Origin of the sequence: Caballeronia sp. GAFFF2 (assembly GCF_023631485.1) — a bacterium.
Taxonomy (GTDB): domain Bacteria; phylum Pseudomonadota; class Gammaproteobacteria; order Burkholderiales; family Burkholderiaceae; genus Caballeronia.
Genome location: NZ_JALQDA010000032.1, coordinates 22,327 through 38,187, shown reverse-complemented (window position 1 = coordinate 38,187; position 15,861 = coordinate 22,327). Strand labels below are relative to the sequence as shown.

Here is a 15,861-nt window from a genome sequence, read left to right as displayed (position 1 = left end):
CATGACCGACCTGAACCACCGCGCCCAGACGCTGCTGCAAGACCTCGACGGCTTCTCGGTCGAGATCGACGCCGAGCGCGAGCGCGCCGACATAATCCTGCACCGCCCGCCATTCAACGTCATTTCGATGCACGCCCGCGACCAGTTGCTCGCCGCCTTCGAAGCACTCGACGACGACGAACGCGTGCGCGTGATCGTCGTGCGCGCGAAAGGCGAGCACTTTTCGAGCGGCGGCGACATCAAGGGCTTTCTGGAGGCGTCGCCGGAACACGTGTCGAAGCTCGCGTGGAATATCGCGGCGCCCGCGCGCTGCTCGAAGCCGGTGATCGCGGCCAATCGCGGCTTCTGTTTCGGCGTGGGCTTCGAGCTGTCGCTCGCGTGCGACTTCCGCATCGTCACGGACACGACTTTCTACGCGCTGCCCGAACAGAAGCTCGGCCAGATTCCCGGCTCGGGCGGCTCGGCGCGCTTGCAGGCGATGGTCGGCATCGGCAGGACCAAGGACATCGTGATGCGCTCGCGCCGGATTCCCGGCAAGCAGGCGTACGAGTGGGGCATCGCCGTGGACTGCGTGCCGGACGCCGGACTGGAAGCCGCGACGGACGCGCTCGTCGACGAACTGCGCGCGTTCTCGCCGCTCGCCCAGCGCACCGCGAAGAAGCTCCTGAACGACTCGGAAGACGCGCCGCTTTCCATCGCCATCGAACTGGAAGGACATTGCTACAGCCGCCTGCGCTCGTCGGACGATTTCCGCGAAGGCGTCGAAGCGTTCCACGGCAAGCGCAAGCCGCAGTTCCGCGGGTTCTGACAACGCAGAACAAAGGGAGATGACATGGAACGCTTCGATTACGTGATCGTGGGCGGCGGTTCGGCGGGATGCGTGCTCGCGCATCGGCTGTCGGCGTTGCCGTCGCTGCGCGTCGCGCTGATCGAGGCGGGCGCGGACACGCCGCCGGGCGCGGTGCCGGAAGCCATTCTCGACAGCTATCCGATGCCGGTTTTCTGCGGCGACACGTACATCTGGCCAGACCTCAAAGCGAAGGCCACGACAAGCGCCGCGCCGCGCGTGTACGAGCAGGGACGCGTGATGGGCGGCGGGTCGAGCATCAACGTGCAGTCGGCCAATCGCGGATTGCCGCGCGACTACGACGACTGGGCCGCGACGGGCGCCGACGGCTGGGCGTGGCGCGACGTGCTGCCGTACTTTCGCAAGCTGGAACGCGACCTCGACTTTCCCGGCGGCGAACTGCACGGCGCTCATGGCCCGGTGCCGATCCGCCGCATCATGCCGAAGGACTGGCCGGCGTTCTGCCATGCGTTCGCGAAGGGCTTGCGCGCGCAGGGCGTGGCCGAACTGCAGGACCAGAACGGCGAGTTCGGCAACGGCTTCTTTCCCGGCACGTTCTCGAATCAGGACGACAAGCGCGTGTCCACGGCCATCGCCTATCTCGACGAAGCCACGCGCAAGCGCCCCAATCTCACGGTGTATTCGAAGCTGCGCGTCGAGCAGATTCTCATGGGAGGCGCGGCGGCGCGCGGCGTGATCGCGGTGGCCGAAAACGGCGAGCGCGTGTGCTTCGATGCGGCCGAAGTGGTCTTGAGCGCGGGCGCGCTGCAATCGCCCGCGCTGCTCATGCGCGCCGGTATCGGCGATGCGCGCGAACTGGCGGCGCTCGGCATCGCGTGCGCGGTCGATCTGCCGGGCGTCGGACGCAATCTGCAGGATCATCCGTCGCTCACGTTCTGTCATTTCCTTGAGCCGCGCTTTCGCATGCCGCTCACGCGCCGCCGCGCGAGCATGATGGCCGCACGCCTGAGTTCGGGCGTCGCGGGCTGCGACGAGTCGGACCTCTATCTGTCGAGCGCGACACGCGCCGCATGGCATGAACTCGGCAACCGGCTCGGGCTGTTCTTTCTGTGGTGCAACCGGCCGTATTCGCGCGGCCGTGTGCAGCTCGTTTCCGCCGATGCCGCCGCCGCGCCGCGCGTCGATCTCAATCTGCTCGACGACGAGCGCGATCTGCAGCGGCTCGCAGCGGGCGTGCGAATGCTGGCGCGCATCGTCGATGCGTCGGGGCTCGGCCGCGATGGACGCAATTTCTTCCCGGCGGCGTTCTCGCCGCGCGTGAAGGCATTGAGCCGGGTCGGCGAAGGCAACGTGCTTCTGACGTCCGCGCTCGGCATGCTGCTCGACACACCCGCGCCGATGCGCCGGTTCCTGATCGAACGCTTCTTTACGCGCGGCCTGAAGATGGGCGCGCTGCTCGCCGATGACCGTGCACTCGCCGAGTTCATCAGCGCGAACGTGTTCGGCGTGTGGCACGCGAGTGGCACTTGCCGGATGGGCGGCGCGAACGACCGCGATGCCGTCACCGACACCGAAGGGCGCGTGCATGGCACGCGAGGCCTGCGCGTGGTCGATGCATCGCTGATGCCGAAGCTGCCATCGGCCAATACGAACATACCGACCATCATGATCGCCGAGAAGATCGCCGACGCGATGGTCGCGGCGCGGCGCGCGAGCGTCGACCGGAGCGTGTCGGGCCGCCCGCCGCTCGCCGCCGCCCACTGAAGTTTCTTTCAACCTCGACAAGAGCACGCAAAAGATAAGCGTGCCTGCGACACAGTGCCGATCGAAAGACAGCCCGGTGACAAACTAGGAGATACACATGTCCGTAGCTGCACAAGACGGGGCCGCCGCGCTTCCGGTGAATCAGCGGCAGATCATGGGCGCGGTGCTGGCATCGTGCATGGGCTGGGCGCTCGATCTGTTCGACCTCTTCGTGTTGTTGTACGTGGCGCCGGTGGTCGGGCGTCTGTTCTTCCCGTCCGAGCACGCGATGCTGTCGCTCGCGGCGGTCTATGCGTCGTTCGCGGTGACGCTGCTGATGCGTCCGCTCGGCTCCGCGCTCTTCGGCTCCTATGCCGACCGGCACGGCCGCAAGGGCGCGATGATTTTCGCGGTCGTCGGCGTCGGCATTTCGACGGCGGCGTTCGGCGTGCTGCCGACGGTTGCGCAGGCGGGTCTCGTCGCGCCGATTCTGTTCCTGCTGCTGCGTCTGGTGCAGGGCGTGTTCGTCGGCGGCGTGGTGGCATCGACGCATACGATCGGCACCGAGTCCGTCGCGCCGAAGTATCGCGGCGCGGTGTCCGGGCTGATCGGCGGCGGCGGAGCGGGCCTCGGCGCATTGCTTGCGTCGCTCATGTATCTCGCGATGTCGTCGATCTTTCCCGGCGATCTCTTCGATGTCTGGGGCTGGCGCTGCATGTTCTTCACCGGCATCGTGAGTTCGGTGCTCGGCCTGTTCGTGTTCAACAGCCTCGAAGAATCGCCGCTCTGGAAGAAGCTCGCCGCCGAGAAAGCCGCCAAAGCCGCCAAAGCCGCGACGCAGAGCAAGACCGCGCCGGTCGAAGTCGTGCGCTCGCCCATTGGGACGCTGTTTTCGCGTGACTATCGCGGCGTGCTGCTGGTGAATCTGCTGCTCACCATCGGCGGCGGCAGCGGCTACTACCTCACGTCGGGCTATCTGCCGACCTTCCTCAAGGTCGTAAGCCATGCGCCCAACGGCGCGGCCGCCGCGATCCTGATGATCTGCAGCGTCACGGTGGTGATCGCGTCGGTGGCGGCGGGGCATCTGAGCACGTTCATCGGGCGCAAGAGCGCGTTCGTGTGGATCGGCATGATCCGCCTGATCGCGCTGCCCGGGCTGTTTCTGCTGCTGCCGACGGCGCAGAGCATCACGATGATCGGCGTGTACGCGGTTCTCCTTTCCGCGCTTGGCAGCGCGGGCTACGCGCCGATCCTGATCTTCCTGAACGAGCGGTTCCCGACTGCGATCCGCGCGACCGGCACGGGTCTTTCATGGAACATCGGCTTCGCCATCGGCGGGATGATGCCGACCTTCGTCTCGCTCGTTGCCAAGGACGCCAGCCAGTTGCCGTCGACGCTCGCCATCTTCGTCGGCGCGATCAGCGTGATCTTCCTCGTGGGTGCGTTCGTCGTGCCCGAGACGCTCGGCAAGCTCGACAACGGCGCGGCGCGCAATCCGTCCTGAAGCGCGCAGTCAACACCGGGCGCGCGACGATCGCGCCCGCATCGTCCGATATCGAAGACAGGAGACACTTATCATGAAATATGACGAGGACGTTCGCACGCGATCCCACAAGTTCCGCGACGAGTATGTTGGCGCGACGCCGTGGTGGTATTGCGGAGAGATGCATTTGGGTTTTACGCTCGTGTTCACGACGGCGGTGATCCTGTATTGCGCCGCGCAGCTTCACGTCCCGACGTTCGCGGAATGGCTCGCGGTCGTGCCGCTCTTCTTGTTCGGCAACTGGGCGGAATGGGCCGCGCACCGGTACGTGCTGCATCGGCCGACGAAATACTTCAGCATGATCTACAAGCGTCACTGCGCGGTGCATCATCGCTTCTTCACGCATGTGACGCTGGAGTACAAGGGACACAAGCACTGGCGGGCGCTGCTGTTTCCGCCGTTCGCGCCGGTCGCGTTCGTGCTTGCCGCCGCGCCGCTCGCATTGCTGATCGGCCTGGTGTTTTCGCGCAACGCCGGCTATATCGCGCTGCTGACGATGGCCGCGTATTACCTGATGTACGAAGGGCTGCACACGCTTTCGCACGTGACGGACAGTCCGTTTCTCGACCGCGTGCCGTTCGTCAATACCGTGCGCCGCCTGCATGTGACGCATCACGATCCCGAACAGATGGCGACGCAGAACTTCAATCTCACCTTCCCGATCTGCGACACGCTTTTCGGCACGCGCAGCGATGCGCCGCGCACCGTTCGCGAGCCGACGACCCCGCGCGGCGGCTGAACGGTATCGCTTCGTTATGGGGATCCAGCCGGCGCGCCCGTCGTCACGCGCCGTATTTCTTCGGTGATGATCGCAATGAGCGCCTGCGCCGCCGGCCCGATGGGCCGCTTCGGATGCGTGACCTGGATGATGTGACGCACGATAGGAGGCGAGCCGATCGTGCGGGCGCGAAGCAGCCTTTCGTCCACCTTCGACTGCACGACGACCCGCGGCAGGATCGTCGCAATGTGGCTGTGCTCTACGAACTGCACGATCGTGCTGAGAAGATCGATCTCGAACTTCGGCTTGGTGACCACATCAGCCGCCATTAGCGCGGCGTCGAGCGCACCGCGCAGGCCGTTGCGCCGCGTCGGCAGCACCAGTTCGATCTCGGCGAGCGCGACAACGTCGATCGTCTCCGGCAAATCCGGCCCGTGCGCCGCGCTCGTTACGAGAACCATTTCCTCCACCAGCAAAGGCTCCACGTCAAGCGTGAGCCTTCCGCGCGGCTTGTTGATGATGGCCGCATCGAGCCGGCCGGACTCCACGGCGTCGATGAGTTGCGCGCTGAAGCCGTCCGCGACCGATACTTCCACCTGCGGAAAGAGCGCGTCGAACCGCACGAGCGATTCCGGCAGCACGCTTTGCGCTTCCGACGACACCATGCCGAGCGACACGCGGCCCGTCACAACGACATCGCGCCGGCTCAGATGTTCGCGCGCATGCTCGAAGTCGCGCATGATCGGCGTGTAGAGCCGGTACATGAGGCGCGCGGCTTCGGTCGGCGCCATGCCGTGCGGTCCGCGTTCGAAAAGCGTCTGCCGCAATTCCGTTTCCAGCTTCGCGATCTGCATGCTAAGCGCCGGTTGTGCGATGTTGAGCCGCTTGGCCGCTCGCGTGACGGTGCCTTCCTCGAACAGCGCGATGAAATACTGGATGTGCCTCAGTTCCATGTGACAGCCGTGCGGCGAAACGGACATGGTACCGCCAACCGGCCACCCATGGCTGTCCGCGCCTTAAAGGAGTCAGTCACTCAGGCAATGAGCGCGGCAGCCGCTGACTTCCCGCATGTGAATGTCATTGGAAGATGATCAGGCAGGCGAGTGCATGCCAGTCGACCTCGTTACAGTAGGCTGCGCGAGAGCCCGGGGCCGTCCTCTCGGATTCCAGCACAAGGTCATTGATGATGTTAAACGAGAAGCTCATCGCCGGCCTTCGCACCAGCTGCTAATCGCAACGATGCTCTCGGCCTTTCAGCCGCGACGGCGCGGAGCAGCACCTCGTCGAATTCGCTCTCAGCGACGCACGTAATGCTGTTCGATGCCTTGCGCGAGCAGTGTAACAAGCCGCTGTATCGCCACCTGAGTCCGCCATGCGACATGTGGAGTCACGATCAGATCGGTGCGGCGCTGGTCAACAGCGGATGATCGGCCGCCGGCGGTTCCTGCTCGAGGACGTCGAGCGCGGCATTGGCTATCAGCTTGCGGTCGAGCGCCTCGATCAGCGCCCCCTCGTCGACGATACCGCCGCGTGCGGCGTTCACAAGTGACGCGCTGCGCTTCATTCGCTCGAATTCGGAGAGATCGAAAAGATGCCGCGTTTCGTCGGTAATCAACAAGGACCCGGAAGCGTCCATTTTCGGCGTCGCGGATTACAGCCTCGTCGATGACCTGTTTATCGTAATGCCCGAACTCGACGGGAGCATATGAGGCCCTTGATGACTGGCTGCTCGCGTTCACTGGCGGAGGAACCATTGGCTCTTTCACAAGAGATCCGGCGAAGCGCAGCGATTGCGGCGAACGCCGAAGATACGGACATCTGGCGATGGTTTGCTAACCTTGTCGAGGAACGCCGCATTCGCTGGTGTCTTGCCAATGGTAGCTGGTTGGTGTGCGTCGATCATCGTCACGTCGCCACGGACGAAAGCTTCGACGAGGCAATCCGTGGTGCCAAACTCCGTACTCAGAGACGGGATGACGAGACGGTTCGAGGTAATCTTCTACGACGACGCGTCGCGTGAACTCGCACCGCTTTACTGCCGTGCCCTGTCGCCGATGGAAACCATGTACCGCCGACTTCGCCGCAATCGATCGCGCGTTTTTTCGCGTTTCAAACATCGGGATACACCTGGTGTTCATACCGGCTTCGTCAACGCGGTTGCCTGACTGTCGGCTTTGGCCGGTGTCCTTGAGTGACGGCACGGATTGTCCGTTCCCGCTCCGATACCTGCCCTTGGATCTTCGACGGCCCCGCCGGCAGAAATGGGTCGGTTTGACTCGATCGCTTTCGGGGAGGCCGACGCACAATGCGCCGCATCGCGAACGAAGGCGAAGTGACGAAATGCAGCCGCACAGTGGATGAGCGGCGAGCGTCGGCAGCAGTCGAAGGGCGGAGGTTGGCCATCCGACAGGCTATAAGTTAGTCGATATGGTCCCTGGACATACGTCTACTCGGGCAATCTTGACGTTCTCAAAGGCCGACTAAAAAGATGTCGGCTGCAAAGCTTTCATGCGTGTGAGATGTTGCATCAGGTCTGCATATTTTCGATAGGAAGCTAGCAAAACAGCTCTTTTCTCGATGCGCAGATGTTCAATGCGCAACGACTAGGCCTCGGTTCGCCGTCCTGACAAGCAACGCCGTTAGATGGTTGTATGATTTTTCTAGTGCGAGGTTATCGGGCATGAAGAACTAGCCGCCGAAGCGCGAACAGACCGGTGAGCGTCATCCCTGTTCCAAGCCCTCGCTCGATCTGTTCAAAGGCGCGCACAACTACGTCAAGACGCGTCTCTCTAAGCTGGCGGTCATGCTCGTTGACCACCGCTGTCGCAACTTCCATCTCATCCCTGCCCAATCTCCAGCCGCTCAAGTTTCCCGACGCGAGGACGCCAGTAAGCGCAGCCTCGGCTGAGGCAAGGCTGCACTCGTCGATCTCGCCGTGCCCGGCCGCTGCGATTAATCCCGTTAAGGCCACGGCTTGCGATAGGCAACGCAAAGTCGCTGCGTCGCCTTGCCCGACACGAGCGACTTCAAGCGCCATGCGGACCTGGATGGAAATTTGTGCGACCGAATCCGGATCGAGCGGAAGATAAAGCACCTTCTTATGCCTCGCCGCTTTTGCGACGCTACGGATCGGTTTTCGCGACTTTGATTTAGACATCATTGGGCATTCGAGACAGGTTCGATGAGTTCGAATTTTTCAGGCGAATCAGCGGTTATCGCGATTCTATTAGCAGAATTAGTGCACCACATTAGCGGAATTAATGGGCCTCAACAACAATTGCGTGCATCATGGCGTCACAAACCTGTGAGACTCGATAACTCGAGCGCAATAACGCGCGCGGTGCGCAGCGTGACGAATCCTTCGCAGAAACTGTTGACGCCGTCGTCTGCGCAGAATCGGAATCCGTGGCGGTCAGAATCACCTGTACTGGCCGCTTCATGTGCTGTAATCGTAACGTTCGTGTCGAAGGCACCTTTTGGTCTATTCAGCATTGACCTCGCGCGCGATCTGATTTGGATGCAAAGCTTCAGTCGTAAATTCATTCATCTATTAGCCAGATTTTTCAGCTGGCGCTTTCAAATCTAATACATGGTTTCGCCGGGCGCGTTATTGAGACGGGTGGGCCGCTTCGAAGAGAAGACTCACCTGCTTAAAGAGCTCGTACCGACGTCGCGGATACCGTCATCAAAACGTGAGTTTGGAAAGTGAGAAGGCACCGTCCTTGCGTAGAGTGGATGCCCGCATGTTGCCGGCGAAAAGGAGCGATGCCATGAATGAAGACCAGGTCAAGGGAGTCGGGGAGAAGGTAAAGGGCAAGATCAACGAGGGCGTTGGCAAAATGACGAACGATCCAGCCCAGGAAGCGAAGGGCGACGCACAGCAAGCAGCAGGCGAAGTGCGCAAAGATGTAGGCGACGCCAAAGAGGATTTGAAGGACGCGGCCGACGATGCGTCAAAGCCGTAATGGATTTTCAGATGTAGGACGGATGAACGCCCGCCTCGATTTCGCGGGCGTTTTTTTCGCGGCGCTCGACAATCACGGAGCATCTTTGGCCGGAGCCTGCCGTGCTTAATGGAACGTGGACTCCGCCCGCAGTTCAAGCAACGCAATGACCAATTCAAAAGCGAGAACGCAATGAACCTTCGAACTTCGCCTGACTGCATGCGCGGCTACCCCGCAACGAAATCTGTTCAACCTTTGCAAGACGAGTTGTCGACGACGCGGTTGTTTATCGGCGTCTCGTTCAGGTTGAAGGCGACCCGTTGAGACTTGTGAAAACGAGCCGCTCAAGTTTGCAATGTTGGTGCCGTGATGCAGCGCCTCGGCTGCTGTCTCTCGGTAGTTTGGCTCGCCCTCGGTGGCGGGCCCTTCTTTTCGGCACCCCTTCCCGCGTTTTGACTGCACGAGGGATCGCAACCTCGCACCGTCCATTTTCGACAAGAAGAAAGAATGCCGTCTGAGAACGAATGCCTATTAGGCTTTCAAAAAGTGCAACATAAAAAACACCGTTGGCAAGCCCATTGCGGCCGTCACAAGCCCGATGACGATCAGAACGTCGTAGACATGCATCCGTTCCTCAAACTCCTGCTGCCGTTTTAGGACCGGATCGGCGGCCAAACGGGCAGAGTTCAGCGAAATGTTCTCAACTCGCCTCTTGGGGCTCGGCCAAGAATTGGATGTGAAGGGTGTCATCATCGATGTCCAGTTGGAAACCAGTCAAGCCGACCACGGGCGAAGTCGCCTCTTGCATGAATCTTACTGGGATCGTTGCGGCGCAATTCGAGGAGCACGGCAGAGATCGGCCCTCTAATTAGGGCATAGGCCTTGCATAACCCTGATTAATGGCGGCCATTAGACACACACATATGCTCGAGCGCGCGTTGTTTTCTGCAGCGCGTCGAACCTCAATGAAACGTAATGACTCGACGGACGGCGCGAAGCGATCGGATATGCTCGACTAACGTTTCAACTGAAAGGGGTTTTTCTAAAACAACGTTGGCTAAGCCTTCGGCTTGAATGCCCCTTGCGGCTGAGCAAAGAATCATCGGCAGGCCATGGGTTCGTTCGTCGGACCGCAACGCACGGCATACTGCTAGTCCGTCCATGCCGGGCATCATGTAGTCGCAGACAATGACGTCGGCTCCTCCTTGCAGGGCTTTCGCTAACCCATCACTGCCGTTTTGAGCAGTGGTGACTACCATCCCTTCAAACGAAAGCACGAGTGCCCAGATTTGCACGATGTCTGGATCGTCGTCAATAAGTAATACCGTGACCGGCCGAGTACGTGAGGATGTGAGTTGTGACATAGCAAGGCCGACTTCGTGGTTGGACTCGATAGGGGTTAGAGCAAGCCCTGTACCAAATGGCCCAGAAATGTGACGATCTGCTTCGACAGCTAGTGGCGTTATACGGCTGATTACGAAGAAGCATTGCAAGTCGTCGTGCCGTGAGCAAGTAGTGCGATCCAGGCGCCGCCTTGGGAGTTTTTCATTGCATGCCGTACATTAAAAAATCGCGTCGCTCAAGACACGGTTGATCGGCCTCGTGTTCTGTGGGTTCTGCGCGATCCTACCGTTATCGTGACTTTCAGTGAGCCGAATAGATTGTAACGATCGAATTATCTAGCCTGATAATCGGATATTATCGGGATAATGGTTCAGGGGTAGAATTGGGCTTTTCCTGTTTACCTGAGGTGGTAGCGCCCCGTGGCACAAGGCAACAGCGGCTTTTCTGACCAAGAGATCGCCCGCGCGGTCCTTCAGCTCGATAACAGCGTGACGCTCTGGCGTCGTGCCGCAAGTGCGTCGCTTTCGGATTTGGCCGCCACAACGCCTCTACCCATTCGGCCAAGCGGGATCGAGCTTGCGGTGCTGACCGCACTGGCGCAAAGCTACGGTAACGCGATTGTGGAAGACCAACGGTTTTTGCCGGTGCTGGATTTTATTGCGGAATGCGGTGGCATCACGCTTGTACAACGGGCGCTGTGGGGCGAACAGTTTGAAGACCTATGGCTTGCGGGGCAATTGTGCAAGGCGCGCCTGGCATTCGAGATACTCTGCGGGACGTGGCCTGACGTGTTCATGCGGCAAGCCCATACGACCTTGACGCGACTTGGCCTGCCGGCGCTCGTGCCGCCGATGTTTCGCGATTTACCGCGCGCGCCTAGCGCGGGCGAGGGCGAGGGCGACGATGAGGCAGAGCGCGATGCTTGATGCTTCGAAGCCGCGCGCCCCGGAAAAGCTCACTTTTGAGCGGGGCTATACCGCCAAGGACTTCACCGCGCTGCGTGCGTACGTCCAGCGTATCGCGCCGGCTGTCATCGCCCGGACTTACTACGATCCCGACGACGATCCGCATGCTGTGACCCCTGGCGCGATGGAGCGGCATCTCAACACCATGCACGATACGCTGGTGACGCTCGCGCTTGCACACGGTTCGACCGCGCTGGCCGAGCATCTGCGCGCGTCCGTTCGTCAACACGGGCACGCCAAGCTCACGGCGGTGACCTTCCGGATGGTCACGGAGGCAGCGCAACTGGCGGCGCTGCCTCCACATGCGGATCACGCCATTGGGGCGTGGTTGCGGCCGCGCATCGCCCGACGTTTGAAAGGCGAGGGCATTACCACGCTGGGCGAACTGGTCGCCTTTTGCAATCGACGCGGCGGCAGCTGGTGGCGGTCGATCCCGCGCATCGGTCCGGGTCGCGCTCGCGCGATCGTCAGTTGGCTGCGGCGTCAGCAGGCGGCGCTGCAACTGACCATCGAGACCGATGTCGATTCGGCCGAGCAGCTTGGCGTTCCGTTGGTGGCGGCTGAACTCATTGAGGTGGCGCCGGCGCGCTCTTTGGACCGAGAGAAGAAACAGACCGCGAGCCGCCTCACACTCGCGCCGCTCGAACGGTTGGCCGTGCCGCACGCGCTCTGCGGCGCCGATGGCGAAAACCGCTCGACCGCCTTCTGCTATATCCAGGCGAGTCACGATTTGGATGCGGTGCGCGCCTATCTGAATCGCTATCGCGATCAGCCCAAAACGTTGCGCGCCTACACCAAAGAACTCGAGCGCTTTTTACTGTGGGCGGTGGTGCTGCGCGGTAAGGCGTTGAGCGATCTGCGCGTGGACGACTGCGAAGCCTACAAGGACTTCCTAAAAAGCCCCGATCCGCGGTTCGTGGGAGAGCGTTTTGCGCGCCACTCGCCGCGCTGGCGACCGTTTGCCGCGACCGCCAACGGCTCGGCAGTACTGTCGCCCGAATCCCAACGCTACGCGATTCGGTTGCTGCGCAGTGCCTTTGCGTGGCTGGTGGATGTGCGCTACCTCGGCGGCAATCCATGGACGGCAGTGAATGATCCGCCGGTGGTGCGTCGCGTGAATGGCATGAAGATCGACCGGGCGTTACCGATTGAACTGTGGCGACGCTTGCGCGACGAGCTCGATGTGCGATGCGACGACTCGCTCGCAGCACAGTCGCGCGAATTCGGGGCAATTGGCCAATGGCGCGCCGTGCGCGCGGCAATCCTATTGATGGGCGATTCGGGTTTGCGGCGCGAAGAGGTCGCCTCGGCGCGTCGCGAATGCCTCAGACCTTCAGCGTATGGGACGCTTATGCGGCCCGTGTGGGAACTCACGATCGTTGGCGGAGGACAGCGCGAACGCACCGTTCCCGTCAGCGCCGCGACGTTTGCTGCCCTGCGCGCGCATTGGCAAGATCGCGGCAGGATGTTCGACGGCACTCAAACCAACGGGGCACCGGCGACAATTCCGTACGGGCCGCTACTGGCACCCGTTGTGATTCCATGGACGGATGCGTCACGCCGACGTCATCGACATGCGGGAACCAGTAATCCCCATCCCCCAACGAACAAATCATCGCCCGCTAATGAGGCAGGCTACACGGCGGACGGGCTTAACAGGCTAATCGGTCGAATGATGAAGTGCCTGGTCGAAACGATGGATACGTTGAGTCTTGATGAGCGTGTCCAACTAGGCCGCGTGAATGCACACGCGTTCCGGCATACCTTCGGAACGCAGTCGGTGGCGGATGAGTTACCTGTCGATGTTGTCGGCCACGCGTCGCTCCAGACCACGACAATCTATGTCCAAGCCGAACGACAGCGCGTGGTTGAGGAAGTCGCTCGCTACTACGCGGGTGTCGATGCGCGAAAGGATGTGCCATGAGTATCCGGGCGTCCTTTACGTTCTAAGTAGACCTTGAATCGTCGCGGCGCGTTGACGTCAACATAGGAATGCATGATGAATGACCAAGAAATCAACCTCCGTGCGGGACTCGCCGCGTTCTCGGATGCGGACCGTGTGGTACCCGTTAACCTCGAACGGTTCGATCCTTTGAACTCTCATAACACCTGATAAAAATGCTCGTGGAAACGGGCATTTCGTTCTCCCGTCCGAGCAACATGGAAGTTGCAGCCGAAGACGGCCATCAAAGCATCAAAGTAAGGATCAACGATGGCAACGTAGTTGGTGCGGCTGTACGCGCGGCTTGCGAACTTGCCGCGAGCTGGATCGACGACGATGACGTAAAGGCTTGGAAGATCGCGACGGGCCGGTTTTCACGCTGATTCTTTCTGTCAGCCAACTTCCAACGCTGGAAAAAGCACGCAATGACGGTTGAACCATTCGCGCAAAACTAAAGGGATTCGAGGTTGGCGTCCGGTTGCCTCCGAATGTTTGCCGCGAGATGGGACCGCTAGCTCGGCGTTGGGTCGGATATCGGCCATCTACAGTCGTTCGCCTGAAATTCAACGCGGACGTTGGAACGTCCGCTTCGCCCAAAAACGGATCTTTCTGCCAGGCACGCCGAAAAAATGGCTGAGACGCTAACTGTTACTGAGGCTTAACGACGGGAAGACTTTGCCGTATCGCATCAGTCAGAGTGGGCACGCTATTGTTTCGTAGCACCCTGACAAGCCAGCTTTCAAAGTCAGCCAACCTTGTCCGTTTTAAATGGGTGGCAGCCAACGACATCAATGCCTTGTTATCGTAATTTGCGAGCAATGTAGGGAGGTCACGATCGCGCAACGCTTCGCTTATCCGATTCGTCGCGCGTTGGGCAATGTCTTGGATGTCGAGCGCCGCGGTCTGGCCGATGAATTCCGCGGTAATTTGCGCAACATTGCCCGCCGCACTCAAGTCGACTTTTTTCAACAAGCGGTCGATGCGGCGGCGGCAGTATCTGGTGACGACGCGGTCGACCGCCGCCGCTGTATTCAAGCTTTGAAAGACAGCTTCCTTCAAGCTATCTAAACGCTCAACCAGTTCTTCGCCCGTATAGCCGTCGCTCTCCGCTATGGCTTGGCTAACCAGCGGTAGCAAGATAATATTTTCAATTTCCGATACGGGCAGCGCTGCGACGCCAAGATTGCGCAGATACTCAAGATCATCAGCTTGGTAGTCGTCCGCATCGACGATGCCTGAACAATGAACGCGCGTGAGATGCTGGTTACGTCGCATGGTGACGACCGAGTGGATTACTTCCTCGCACGATCCTCTGGGCAATACGGTCCAGTCGGGATAACAGGTTCGGTAGATCGCGACATCAAGACTACCTGTGTCTCCCTCGACAAAAAGGATCGGTCGCCGACTGCCTAAGATAAGTGTCGCAGTCTGCTCACTAAACCCCGTGTCATCGGGCACGACGTCTAGGTTCCAGCGCGGCGCTGGATCGTAGTCGCGAATCACGTATTTTTGAGCAATGCGCGCCGCGGCAAATTCGAGATCGTGCGTAATAAACACGAACGCACAGTCTTGACGTGCCCCTTCAAGTTCATCCCAAAGCTTCGATAAGACCGATCGATGTACATGCAACTCGGGCTCGTCGATTACGAGAAGTGAATGGGGAGCAGCCACCAGTGTTTGGCAAATTAGATAGAAAATGGCACGTTCGCCGTCGCTCATCTCGGACGCGCTGTAGCGAACATCCGTATTCGGCTGCGAGACTTGTATATCGTCGCCGCTTATGTGAAGCACGCGATGCGGCAATAACCGTTGCCACATGTCGGCAAGGCGCTCGAACAAGTTGAATTAGGTGGCTGGTTAGTCCCGGCGCGCACGTTTTTGTGAGTTGCTAAGGATGTATTCGCTTGTTCTGCAAACATCGCTTGCACAACAAAGTCAAAATCGTTGAGCAAGCTCACAGCTTGCTTGCTTTGCCAACGATTACCGGCCCGGTTATGAACGCTCGTTGACTCGTGGTTGAGTCCCGTCCTCAAGCCCCGAATCGCCTCGCGCTCACTTATTTTGGGAACTGAAGGGTTCAAAGTAAGGGCGCGGTGTGCCGAGATGCGATGGGCATCGAGATTGAATGTGTTTTCAATATGCACGGAGAGCCTAGTTTTGCCCCCTCCGTTAGCACCGACAAAGACGACCGACGAACCCGGCTCGACGCTAATCGTCATTTCCCCGTTGGGCGTCGGAATTTGAAAGCTGAACGGCATGCGCGCTCCGTATCTATTCGGACAGTCGACCCCGGATATTAATGCATGCCGGTGCGTCTGTACGATCCAACGGGCCGGGTTTGGTCGTTTTACTGAACCGAACATGAGAAAGGTACAGCAACTACTCGGCGCGAGGTACGCCGACCCGTACACGAGCCAGACCGGTCATAAGTATCCGCCGTACTACGCACCACGAGCTGCCGTTCGCCAGATTCATCAGGTTGCCAATTGAGTGGCTGCTTGACCCCAAAAAGCGCATTTCGATGTCGTCGCGACCTGACCGGCCGGAATGGGTCGCGAAGCGACTGTCATGGTCGACTAGTCGACCTAGTCATCACTCAACTCTAGTGCGCTCACAAGAGCTCCTAGGGCCTCGACATTGGCCTGAAGCATATAGACCGTAATGTTCATAGCTGTTACATCCCGAATCCAAGCCGGAGACACGATTTGTAAGTCAGCGGTTTCCACACGGTGAGCAGCTATTGCAGTAAGAGCGGTTATTCTCAACGTCTGTCGGAGATTCAGTGGGGAGCTCGCTTCTCGGCTTAAAAAAGGTTTGTTGAGCAAGATGCGACGACCTGTTAAGGTCAATCGTT

General features: G+C 60.1%; 14 protein-coding genes and 1 pseudogene. 8 read left to right on the top strand and 7 right to left on the bottom strand.

Going from position 1 to position 15,861, the window contains the following annotated elements; translation table 11 throughout:
* The first annotated feature begins 1 nt into the window (after nucleotide 1).
* The 4 genes from NCT04_RS24570 (at nucleotide 2) to NCT04_RS24555 (ending at nucleotide 4,833) form a co-directional block, all read left to right on the top strand.
* A complete protein-coding gene (locus tag NCT04_RS24570) occupies nucleotides 2-808 on the top strand; it encodes an enoyl-CoA hydratase/isomerase family protein (RefSeq protein ID WP_250468108.1) in 807 nt (268 codons plus the stop codon).
* 24 nt (nucleotides 809-832) lie between these two features.
* Nucleotides 833-2,572: a GMC family oxidoreductase gene (locus NCT04_RS24565; RefSeq protein WP_250468107.1), complete on the top strand. Its 1,740-nt coding sequence runs from the start codon at nucleotides 833-835 to the stop codon at nucleotides 2,570-2,572.
* A 97-nt stretch (nucleotides 2,573-2,669) separates the two neighbouring features.
* A complete protein-coding gene (locus NCT04_RS24560) occupies nucleotides 2,670-4,055 on the top strand; it encodes an MFS transporter (protein WP_250468106.1) in 1,386 nt (461 codons plus the stop codon).
* A 73-nt stretch (nucleotides 4,056-4,128) separates the two neighbouring features.
* A complete protein-coding gene (locus tag NCT04_RS24555) occupies nucleotides 4,129-4,833 on the top strand; it encodes a sterol desaturase family protein (RefSeq protein ID WP_250468105.1) in 705 nt (234 codons plus the stop codon).
* Nucleotides 4,834-4,847: 14 nt separating this feature from the next.
* On the opposite strand, the gene NCT04_RS24550 is transcribed toward NCT04_RS24555, so the two are convergent.
* Nucleotides 4,848-5,765, bottom strand: a complete 918-nt coding sequence (locus NCT04_RS24550; RefSeq protein ID WP_250468119.1) for a LysR family transcriptional regulator — start codon at nucleotides 5,763-5,765, stop codon at nucleotides 4,848-4,850.
* Nucleotides 5,766-6,205: 440 nt separating this feature from the next.
* Nucleotides 6,206-6,376 (bottom strand): NAD(P)-dependent oxidoreductase, encoded by a 171-nt coding sequence (locus tag NCT04_RS24545; protein WP_250468104.1) that lies wholly within the window; start codon nucleotides 6,374-6,376, stop codon nucleotides 6,206-6,208.
* Between the two features lie 40 nt (nucleotides 6,377-6,416).
* Here NCT04_RS24545 and NCT04_RS24540 point away from each other — a divergent pair.
* A pseudogene (locus NCT04_RS24540) lies at nucleotides 6,417-6,521 on the top strand (electron transfer flavoprotein subunit alpha/FixB family protein); the annotation flags it as partial.
* A gap of 962 nt (nucleotides 6,522-7,483) precedes the next feature.
* Here the strand turns inward: NCT04_RS24540 and NCT04_RS24535 are convergent.
* Entirely contained in the window at nucleotides 7,484-7,972 is a 489-nt protein-coding gene (locus NCT04_RS24535; protein WP_250468103.1) for a hypothetical protein, read from the bottom strand.
* A gap of 610 nt (nucleotides 7,973-8,582) precedes the next feature.
* Here NCT04_RS24535 and NCT04_RS24530 point away from each other — a divergent pair.
* A complete protein-coding gene (locus tag NCT04_RS24530) occupies nucleotides 8,583-8,777 on the top strand; it encodes a CsbD family protein (RefSeq protein ID WP_250468102.1) in 195 nt (64 codons plus the stop codon).
* Between the two features lie 510 nt (nucleotides 8,778-9,287).
* Here the strand turns inward: NCT04_RS24530 and NCT04_RS24525 are convergent.
* Nucleotides 9,288-9,509 (bottom strand): hypothetical protein, encoded by a 222-nt coding sequence (locus NCT04_RS24525; RefSeq protein WP_250468101.1) that lies wholly within the window; start codon nucleotides 9,507-9,509, stop codon nucleotides 9,288-9,290.
* Between the two features lie 209 nt (nucleotides 9,510-9,718).
* Nucleotides 9,719-10,120: a response regulator transcription factor gene (locus NCT04_RS24520; protein WP_250468100.1), complete on the bottom strand. Its 402-nt coding sequence runs from the start codon at nucleotides 10,118-10,120 to the stop codon at nucleotides 9,719-9,721.
* A gap of 399 nt (nucleotides 10,121-10,519) precedes the next feature.
* Here NCT04_RS24520 and NCT04_RS24515 point away from each other — a divergent pair, with 399 nt between their 5' ends.
* Entirely contained in the window at nucleotides 10,520-11,026 is a 507-nt protein-coding gene (locus NCT04_RS24515) for a hypothetical protein (protein WP_250468099.1), read from the top strand.
* Nucleotides 11,019-12,989: a site-specific integrase gene (locus NCT04_RS24510; RefSeq protein ID WP_250468098.1), complete on the top strand. Its 1,971-nt coding sequence runs from the start codon at nucleotides 11,019-11,021 to the stop codon at nucleotides 12,987-12,989. The genes NCT04_RS24515 and NCT04_RS24510 overlap by 8 nt, the downstream gene beginning before the upstream one ends.
* A 666-nt stretch (nucleotides 12,990-13,655) precedes the next feature.
* Here NCT04_RS24510 and NCT04_RS24505 read toward each other — a convergent pair.
* Together NCT04_RS24505 and NCT04_RS24500 are read right to left on the bottom strand one after the other, a co-directional pair.
* On the bottom strand, nucleotides 13,656-14,726 hold the full coding sequence (locus NCT04_RS24505) for an AAA family ATPase (protein ID WP_250468097.1): 1,071 nt from the start codon (nucleotides 14,724-14,726) through the stop codon (nucleotides 13,656-13,658).
* A gap of 59 nt (nucleotides 14,727-14,785) precedes the next feature.
* The gene (locus tag NCT04_RS24500; protein ID WP_250468096.1) at nucleotides 14,786-15,265 is read right to left on the bottom strand and encodes a hypothetical protein; all 480 of its coding nucleotides are present in this window, start codon (nucleotides 15,263-15,265) and stop codon (nucleotides 14,786-14,788) included.
* Nucleotides 15,266-15,861: the final 596 nt, after the last annotated feature.